7 protein-coding genes are annotated in these 8,216 nt (G+C 68.5%); 4 read left to right on the top strand and 3 right to left on the bottom strand.

Features of this window, described 5'->3' with window-relative positions; all coding sequences use genetic code 11:
• Positions 1–33: 33 nt before the first annotated feature.
• From mctP to ACWGI8_RS34100, 3 genes are all read right to left on the bottom strand, one after another.
• Complete coding sequence (gene mctP / locus ACWGI8_RS34110; protein ID WP_453666923.1) at positions 34–1,659, bottom strand: monocarboxylate uptake permease MctP; 1,626 nt, start codon at positions 1,657–1,659, stop codon at positions 34–36.
• A complete protein-coding gene (locus ACWGI8_RS34105; RefSeq protein ID WP_453666921.1) occupies positions 1,656–1,910 on the bottom strand; it encodes a DUF3311 domain-containing protein in 255 nt (84 codons plus the stop codon). The genes mctP and ACWGI8_RS34105 overlap by 4 nt, the downstream gene beginning before the upstream one ends.
• A gap of 506 nt (positions 1,911–2,416) precedes the next feature.
• Positions 2,417–3,184 (bottom strand): GntR family transcriptional regulator, encoded by a 768-nt coding sequence (locus tag ACWGI8_RS34100; RefSeq protein ID WP_453666924.1) that lies wholly within the window; start codon positions 3,182–3,184, stop codon positions 2,417–2,419.
• A gap of 294 nt (positions 3,185–3,478) precedes the next feature.
• Here ACWGI8_RS34100 and ACWGI8_RS34095 point away from each other — a divergent pair, with 294 nt between their 5' ends.
• From ACWGI8_RS34095 to ACWGI8_RS34080, 4 genes are all read left to right on the top strand, one after another.
• The gene (locus tag ACWGI8_RS34095) at positions 3,479–4,762 is read left to right on the top strand and encodes an extracellular solute-binding protein (protein ID WP_453666919.1); all 1,284 of its coding nucleotides are present in this window, start codon (positions 3,479–3,481) and stop codon (positions 4,760–4,762) included.
• 76 nt (positions 4,763–4,838) lie between these two features.
• Entirely contained in the window at positions 4,839–5,843 is a 1,005-nt protein-coding gene (locus ACWGI8_RS34090; protein WP_453666918.1) for a carbohydrate ABC transporter permease, read from the top strand.
• Positions 5,840–6,691, top strand: a complete 852-nt coding sequence (locus ACWGI8_RS34085) for a carbohydrate ABC transporter permease (RefSeq protein WP_453666916.1) — start codon at positions 5,840–5,842, stop codon at positions 6,689–6,691. Before ACWGI8_RS34090 ends, ACWGI8_RS34085 begins: the two co-directional genes overlap by 4 nt.
• Positions 6,692–6,701: 10 nt before the next feature.
• A complete protein-coding gene (locus tag ACWGI8_RS34080) occupies positions 6,702–8,213 on the top strand; it encodes a glycoside hydrolase family 3 protein (RefSeq protein WP_453666915.1) in 1,512 nt (503 codons plus the stop codon).
• Positions 8,214–8,216: the final 3 nt, after the last annotated feature.

Here is an 8,216-nt window from a genome sequence, read left to right as displayed (position 1 = left end):
CCTCACAGGAGGAGACGGCGGCCCGTCGTACGGTCAGTGGGTATCGGCGGTCACCTTCGGGAGCTCCACCTGGACGCCCGCGTCCCCCGCGTCCGCCGTGTAGTCCTCCGGGGACGTCTCGTCGACTCCGTCCGGCGCATTCATCGCGCGCAGGACGAACGTCATGACGACCGTGACCACCACGTTCAGCACGAAGGCCGTCAGGCCGATGTAGCCGATCTCCCCGATCCCGGGAATCTCCGCCGACGACCCGCCGAAGTGCTTCTGCGTGGGGCTGGCGACCCCGTACGCCGCCATCGTGCCGTACAGCATGCCGACCGCCCAGCCCGCGATCAGCGCCCAGCGGTGGAACCACCGCGTGAAGAGGCCGCCGACCAGTGACGGGAAGGTCTGCAGGATCCAGATGCCGCCCAGCAGCTGGAAGTTGATGGCGACCGTCTTGTCCATCGTCAGGACGAAGACCAGCGCGCCCACCTTCACCAGCAGCGACACCAGCTTCGACACCTTGGTCTCCTGCGCCGGCGTCGCGTCCGGCTTCAGGAAGTCCTTGTAGATGTTCCGCGTGAAGAGGTTCGCCGCCGCGATCGACATGATCGCCGCCGGTACCAGCGCGCCGATGCCGATGGCCGCGAAGGCCACACCCGCGAACCAGTCGGGGAACATGTTCTCGAACAGCTGCGGGATGGCGAGCTGACCGTTGGTCACCTTCACCCCGGCCGCGATCGCCATGAAGCCGAGCAGCGCCAGCAGCCCGAGCATCAGCGAGTACAGCGGCAGTATCGTCGTGTTGCGGCGGATCACCTCACGGCTGCGCGAGGACAGCGTCGCCGTGATCGAGTGCGGATACATGAAGAGCGCGAGCGCCGAGCCGAGCGCCAGCGTGGCGTAACCCCACTGGCCCAGTTCCCCGGGCACCAGCGCGCCTCGCGGCTTCTCCGTCGCCGGGTTGATCTGCGCGAACGCGTCGCCCGCCTTGGCGAAGATGTCGTCGAAGCCGCCGAGCTTGATCGGGATGTAGATGATCGCGACCGCTATCACGAGGTAGATCAGCGTGTCCTTGACGAAGGCGATCAGCGCCGGAGCCCGCAGACCGGACGAGTACGTGTACGCCGCCAGCACACCGAAGGCGATCAGCAGCGGCAGGTCCTTGATGAACCAGTTCGTGTTCTCGCCACCACCGACGCCCATCACGTCCAGCACGGCCTGGATGCCGACGAGCTGCAGCGCGATGTACGGCATCGTCGCGAGGATGCCGGTCACCGCGACCGCCAGCGACAGCCCCTTCGAGCCGAAGCGCCCGCGCACGAAGTCGGACGTCGTCACGTAGCCGTGCTTGTGCGACACGGACCACAGCCGCGGCAGGAAGGTGAAGATCAGCGGGTACACGAGGATCGTGTACGGCACCGCGAAGAAGCCCGCCGCGCCCGCCGCGTAGATCGCCGCGGGTACGGCGACGAAGGTGTACGCGGTGTAGAGGTCGCCGCCCAGCAGGAACCAGGTCACCCAGGTGCCGAACGAGCGGCCGCCCAGGCCCCATTCGTCCAGGCTGTTCTCGTTCTCGGCCTTGCGCCAGCGCGACGCGAGGAAGCCCATGACCGTGACGGCCAGGAAGAAGAAGATGAAGACGGCGAGTGCGACGCCGTTCACGCCGTCCTTCACTTCGACGCCCCTTCCTTGCGGGCGCGCTGGTCACGCTGCCACAGCGTGTAGGCCACCATCGTCAGGGCCGTCGATATGACGACCCAGAGCATCTGGTACCAGTAGAAGAACGGGATCCCGGCGACGCTGGGCTCGACCTTCGCGTACGAGCCGACCCAGAGCATCGCGACGAACGGCGCGATCAGGCAGAGGGCCACCACCACCCGGACCGGGGTGACGGCCGGTTTTCTGTGTTCGGGTACTTCGGACATGAGCGGCTCCGTCCCGTTGTTGATCAGCGGCGCTGACGTAACGCGCGAAATCTAGGGGACGATTCCGCTTGATGGAACCCTTGTCCGAATAACGGACGAGGCAATCGCCCAACGGCTCGGCTCAGCCGCTCGGCGGCCGAAATCGACCGCCCGGCGGCTGATTCCGACCGCTCAACGCCTCATGCGGACCGTTTGGCCCGCCTTCGGGGCTGTGTTGTTCCGGGCCCGGACCCCCAGCCCATGCCCGTCGGCCCGTCAGTCCGCCTCGGGCCGCTTCAGCCTCGCCACGCTGTGTTGTTCCGGGGGGGGGCGACCCCCGGACCCCCGGCCCGGCAGCCCGTCAGTCCGCCTCGGGCCGCTTCAGCCTCGCCACGCTGTGTTGTTCCGGGGGGCGACCCCCGGACCCCCGGCCCGGCAGCCCGTCAGTCCGCCTCGGGCCGCTTCAGCCTCGCCACGCTGTGTTGTTCCGGGGGGGGCGACCCCCGGACCCCCGGCCCGGCAGCCCGTCAGTCCGCCTCGGGCCGCTTCAGCCTCGCCACGAACTTGTACCGGTCCCCCCGGTACACCGACCGCACCCACTCCACCGGTTCGCCGTTCCTGTCCAGTGAGTGCCGGGACAGCATCAGCATCGGCAGGCCCACGTCCGTACCCAGCAGTCCCGCCTCGCGCGGGGTGGCCAGCGAGGTCTCGATCGTCTCCTCGGCCTCCGCCAGATGGACGTCGTACACCTCGGCCAGGGCCGTGTACAGCGACGTGTACTTGACCAGCGAGCGCCGCAGTGCGGGGAAGCGCTTGGCCGACAGGTGCGTCGTCTCGATCGCCATGGGCTCGCCGCTCGCCAGCCGGAGCCGCTCGATCCGCAGGACCCGGCCGCCCGGCGAGATGTCCAGCAGCCCGGCGAGGGTGTCGTCGGCCGTGACGTATCCGATGTCCAGGAGCTGGGACGTGGGCTCCAGGCCCTGCGCCTTCATGTCCTCGGTGTACGAGGTGAGCTGAAGGGCCTGCGACACCTTGGGCTTCGCGACGAACGTGCCCTTGCCCTGGATGCGTTCCAGCCGGCCCTCGACGACCAGCTCCTGAAGGGCCTGCCGCACGGTCGTGCGCGAGGTGTCGAACTCGGCGGCGAGCGTGCGCTCGGGCGGTACGGGCGTGCCGGGCGGCAGCGTCTCCGTCATGTCGAGCAAGTGCCTCTTGAGCCGGTAGTACTTGGGCACGCGTGCGCTGCGGGTCGCCGTCCCGTTCTCCGGCTCGGTGCCGCCCCCGTCCGTGGCCATGGCCTGCCTTCCCGACTCGTGTGCTGCTGCCGTCACCGGCTCCTCCGTCTAGTTGCGGCTCACATGGTGGCACGGTCCGGTCGCGGGTCGTCGCCCTCCCTCAGGTGTCGGTCCGATAACGGAGGCGACAGCCCTTCTTATACACCCTTGACACCCCTAAAGGTCTAGGCCAAGCTCCCGGTACTGGTCTAAACCATTAAAGACCAAGTCCCAGCCCCACGAGCAGTACTCGGCGTATGTCTCCGTATGTCTTCGCGGTGGGCGGGGGGTTGCAGCATCCCTGAGGAGGGTGGCGTGAAGCGCAAGCTCATCGCGGCGATCGGCGTCGCGGGCATGATGGTCGGCATTGCCGCGTGCGGCTCCGAGAGCGACAAGGGCGGGGACAAGGCCGGTGCGGACGTCAAGGAGATCACCGTCTGGCTGACGGTCGACGCCCAGAACAACTGGCCCGAGCTGGTCAAGGCGGCCGATGCCGCGGTCGTCAAGAAGCACCCCGGCATCAAGATCAAGCACGAGTACTACGGCTGGCCGGACAAGAACGCCAAGCTCGACGCCGTCCTCGCCACGGACAAGGCCCCCGACGTGGTCGAGATGGGCAACACCGAGATGCTCGGCTACATGGTCAAGGGCGCCTTCGCCGAGGTCGACCCGGCGAAGTTCGAGCAGTCCGACGCCTGGCTGGACGGCCTCAAGGAGTCCGTCTCGTACGACGGCAAGACCTACGGCGTGCCGTACTACGCCGGTGGCCGTGTGGGCAACTGGCGCAAGGACGTCGCTGCCGAGGCCGGAGTGAAGGCGGCCCCCAAGACGTACGCCGAGCTGACTGCCGCCCTCGACAAGATCCAGGCGAAGAAGGGCAACAAGTTCAGCGCCTGGTACCAGCCTTCGCCGGACTGGTACGCCGCGATGTCCTTCGTCTACGACGCGGGCGGCGCCATCGCGAAGAAGGAGGGCGACCAGTGGAAGGCCGGCCTCTCCTCGCCCGAGTCCATCAAGGGCCTCAACGAGTACAAGAGCGTGCTCGACAAGTACATGAAGGCCGACAAGACCAAGGACGAGTCGGACCGTTACATCGTGTACGGCCAGGGCAACGCCGGCATGATCTTCGGCGCCGCCTGGGAAGGTGCCACCTCCGAGGCCCCGGAGAACGACAAGACCGGCAAGCTCAAGGGCAACCTGGAGAACTTCGTGATGCCCGGCCCGTCCGGCAAGAGCCTCCCCGTCTTCCTCGGCGGCTCGGACCTGGCCATCCCGGTCAAGTCCAAGGCGCAGGACGTCGCCGCCGAGTGGATCAACGCCTTCACCGGCGCCCAGGGCCAGAAGGGCCTGATCGGCAAGGGCAACCTGCCGAACAACAAGACGGACCTGGCGACCCTGAAGGCCGACCCGAAGACGGCCGTCCCGGCCACCGCCGCCGAGTCCAACTGGTTCGTCCCGATGGCGCCGGGCTGGGGCCAGGTCGAGAAGGCCCAGACCCTCAAGACGATGCTGCGCGAGATCGGCACCGGCAAGAAGACGGTCGAGGAGGCCGCGAAGGCCGCGGACGCCGCGATCGACAAGGTCATCAACACCAAGTGACCTTCCGGCAGGGCCCCGTCGGGCGACGACGGGGCCCTGCTCCCGTACGAGGAGAGGGACCGCTGAGGAGCGCCGGATGAGTGCCGCTGACACAACCACTGCCAAGGTGCCGCCGAAGCGGCCGTCAACAGCCCCGGGCGCCGGGGCCGGGGCCCGGGGGGCCGGAAAGCCGGGTGAGCGGCGGCGCGCGGGTGGTGGGGCCGCGGTGCCGTGGACACTGCTCGCGCCCTGTCTGCTCGTCCTCCTGCTGGTCCTCGGCTATCCGCTGGTCCGGCTGGTCACCCTCTCCTTCCAGAAGTTCGGTCAGGCGCAGCTGTGGGGCTTCCAGGAGCCCGAATCGGTCGGCTTCGCCAACTTCACCAAGATCCTGGGAGACGGCGAGTTCTGGACCGTCGTCGTCCGCACGGTGGTCTTCGCCGGCGGCGCGGTCGTCCTCACCATGGTCCTGGGCATGCTGACAGCCCTGCTGCTCCAGCGCGTCTCCGGCTGGGTGAAGACGCTGGTCAACATCGCGCTCGTGGCGAGCTGGGGCATGCCCATCATCGTCGCCACAGCCATCTTCAAATGGCTCTTCGACACCGACTACGGCGTCCTCAACTGGGTGCTCAGCCAGTTGCCCGGGGTCGACATGATCGGGCACAACTGGTTCGCCACCGGCCCGCAGGGCCTCGCCGTCATCATGCTGCTGGTCGTCTGGGGCGCCGTGCCCTTCGTCGTCATCACGCTGAGCGCCGGACTCACCCAGGTCCCCAAGGAGCTCGAAGAGGCGGCCCGCCTCGACGGGGCCGGCTCGTGGGGCGTCTTCCGCTATGTCACGCTGCCGGTCCTCAAGCCCATCATCGTGATGCTCACGACGCTCTCGGTCATCTGGGACATGGGCGTCTTCCCGCAGGTCTTCGTGATGCGCAACGGCCACCCCGAGGCCGAGTTCCAGCTGCTCACGACGTACTCGTACGACAAGGCCTTCGTGGTCAACGACTACAGCGGCGGCTCGGCGATCGCCCTGGTGACGGTGATCCTGCTGCTCGGCGTGGTCGCCGTCTACATGCGCCAGATGCTCAAGATCGGAGAAGTCGAGTGAGCGCATCGACCCCTGCCGCGGTCCGCCGCCCCGGAAGGAGCAAGGCCGGCTGGAACCTGCTCGGCCTGCTGGTCTTCATCACGGCCGGCTTCCCCGTCTACTGGATGCTCAACACGGCCTTCAAGCCCGCCAAGGACGCCATCGACCCGAACCCGCACTTCTTCCCCAGGGTCTTCACCCTGGAGAACTTCTCGCGGGCCTTCGACGTCGCCGATTTCTGGGGCCCGGTCGGGCGCAGCCTCATCGTCTCGCTCGTAGTGGTCGCCATCGGGATCGTGGTCGGCATGCTGGCCGCGCTCGCCATCTCCCGGTTCGCCTTCCGCGGCCGGAAGATCGTGATCGTCGGGATCCTGGCGGTCCAGATGGTCCCGCTGGTAGCCATGATCATCCCGGTCTTCCTGCTGCTGAACGACCTCGGTCAGTACGACAAGCTCACCGGCCTGATCATCACGTACCTCACCTTCATCCTCCCGTTCACGGTGTGGACGCTGCGCGGATTCATCGTCAACATCCCGAAGGAGCTGGAGGAGGCGGCGATGGTCGACGGCTGCACCCGCACCGGCGCCTTCATGCGCGTGGTCTTCCCGCTGCTCGCCCCGGGCATGGTGGCCACGTCCGTGTACGGCTTCATCCAGGCGTGGAACGAGTACCTGTACGCGCTGATGCTGATGAGTCAGCAGAACCAGACGGCCACCGTCTGGCTCGGCAATTTCAGCACCAAACACGGCACGGAATACGCGCCGATGATGGCCGGCGCCACGATGATGGCCGTTCCCATCGTGGTCCTCTTCCTCCTCGTCCAGCGCAAGATGGCCGCGGGTCTCACGGCCGGCGCAGTGAAGGGATGACGCGGTCGACATGACGACTCTCGTACACGGCTCCGACACGCTCACGCGTGACGCTCTCGCCGTCCTCCAGCCCGGTTTCCTCGGCACCACCGCCCCCGACTGGCTGCTGCGCCGGATCGGTGAAGGGCTCTCCTCCGTCGGCCTGTTCGGCCGCAATATCGCCTCGCCCGGCCAACTGGCCGCGCTCACCTCGCAGCTGCGGGCCGAGCGTGACGACGTACTCGTCGCGATCGACGAGGAGGGCGGGGACGTCACCCGTCTGGAGGTCCGTACCGGCTCCTCCTTCCCCGGCAACTACGCCCTCGGGTCCGTGGACGACATCGGGCTGACCCGGGCGGTGGCCCATGAGCTCGGCCGCCGGCTCGCGGAGTGCGGGGTCGACCTCAACTGGGCCCCGTCCGCCGACGTCAACTCAAATCCGGACAATCCAGTCATCGGGGTGCGTTCCTTCGGGGCCGACCCGCAACTGGTCGCCCGGCACACCGCCGCTTACATCGAAGGACTCCAGTCCGCCGGGGTCGCTGCATGTACCAAGCACTTCCCCGGACATGGCGACACGGCCGTCGATTCACACCATGCGATGCCCCGCATCGATGTGGAGTTGGCCACGTTGCACGCCCGTGAGCTGGTGCCTTTCCACGCGGCCATCACAGCGGGTTCCAAGTCGGTCATGAGCGCGCATATCCTGCTACCCGCGCTCGACCCGGACCGCCCGGCGACCCTGAGCCCGCAGATCCTCACCGGTCTGCTGCGCCAGGAGCTGGGCTACGACGGCCTGATCGTCACCGACGGCATGGAGATGCAGGCCATCGCCGGAACGTACGGAATCGAGTGCGGCAGTGTCCTCGCGATCGCCGCCGGTGCCGACGCGATCTGTGTCGGCGGCGGCCTGGCCGACGAGGACACCGTGCTGCGGCTGCGCGATGCGCTGGTCACCGCGGTACGCCAGGGCGAGCTGCCCGAGGAACGACTGGCCGACGCGGCCGCGCGCGTGCGCGCGCTCGCGGACTGGACCAGGGGGGCCAGGGGGGCGGCATCGGGGCCGGGCGCGGCTTCACAGGAGGGGACCGCGCCCGGCACCGACATCGGCCTGACCGCGGCCCGGCGGGCGGTACGCGTCACGGCGGGCGGGCGGCCCCACGAGCCCCTGACCTCGCCGCCGTACGTCGCCGCGTTCACGCCCGTGGCCAACATCGCGGTCGGCGACGAGACTCCGTGGGGCGTCGCGGCTGAACTGGCCCGGCTGCTTCCGGGCACGGAGACGGGCACGTATGCGGGCTCCGCGGTCGATGACGTCCTCCTGGCCGCGGGCGACCGCCGGATCGTCGCGGTCGTCCGCGACGCGCACCGCCACGCGTGGATGACCCAGTCCCTGGACGCCCTCCTCGCGGCCCGCCCGGACACGATCGTGGTCGAAATGGGCCTCAACCAGGCCGAGCCGCGCGGCGCCCTCCACGTGGCGACCTTCGGCGCGGCGAGGGTCTGCGGCCGTGCCGCAGCGGAGGCGATCACGGGCGCGTAGCGC

The sequence above is a fragment of the Streptomyces sp. NPDC054841 genome (assembly GCF_053611045.1).
This window is presented reverse-complemented; position numbering and strand designations above follow the sequence as displayed.

Excerpts from the sequence above, each read along its gene's own strand:
- ACWGI8_RS34100 (WP_453666924.1), bottom strand. The coding sequence starts at position 3,184 with ATGGCCACGGACGGGGGCGGCACCGAGCCGGAGAACGGGACGGCGACC.
- ACWGI8_RS34080 (WP_453666915.1), top strand. The coding sequence starts at position 6,702 with ATGACGACTCTCGTACACGGCTCCGACACGCTCACGCGTGACGCTCTC.
- ACWGI8_RS34090 (WP_453666918.1), top strand. The coding sequence starts at position 4,839 with ATGAGTGCCGCTGACACAACCACTGCCAAGGTGCCGCCGAAGCGGCCG.
- ACWGI8_RS34105 (WP_453666921.1), bottom strand. The coding sequence starts at position 1,910 with ATGTCCGAAGTACCCGAACACAGAAAACCGGCCGTCACCCCGGTCCGG.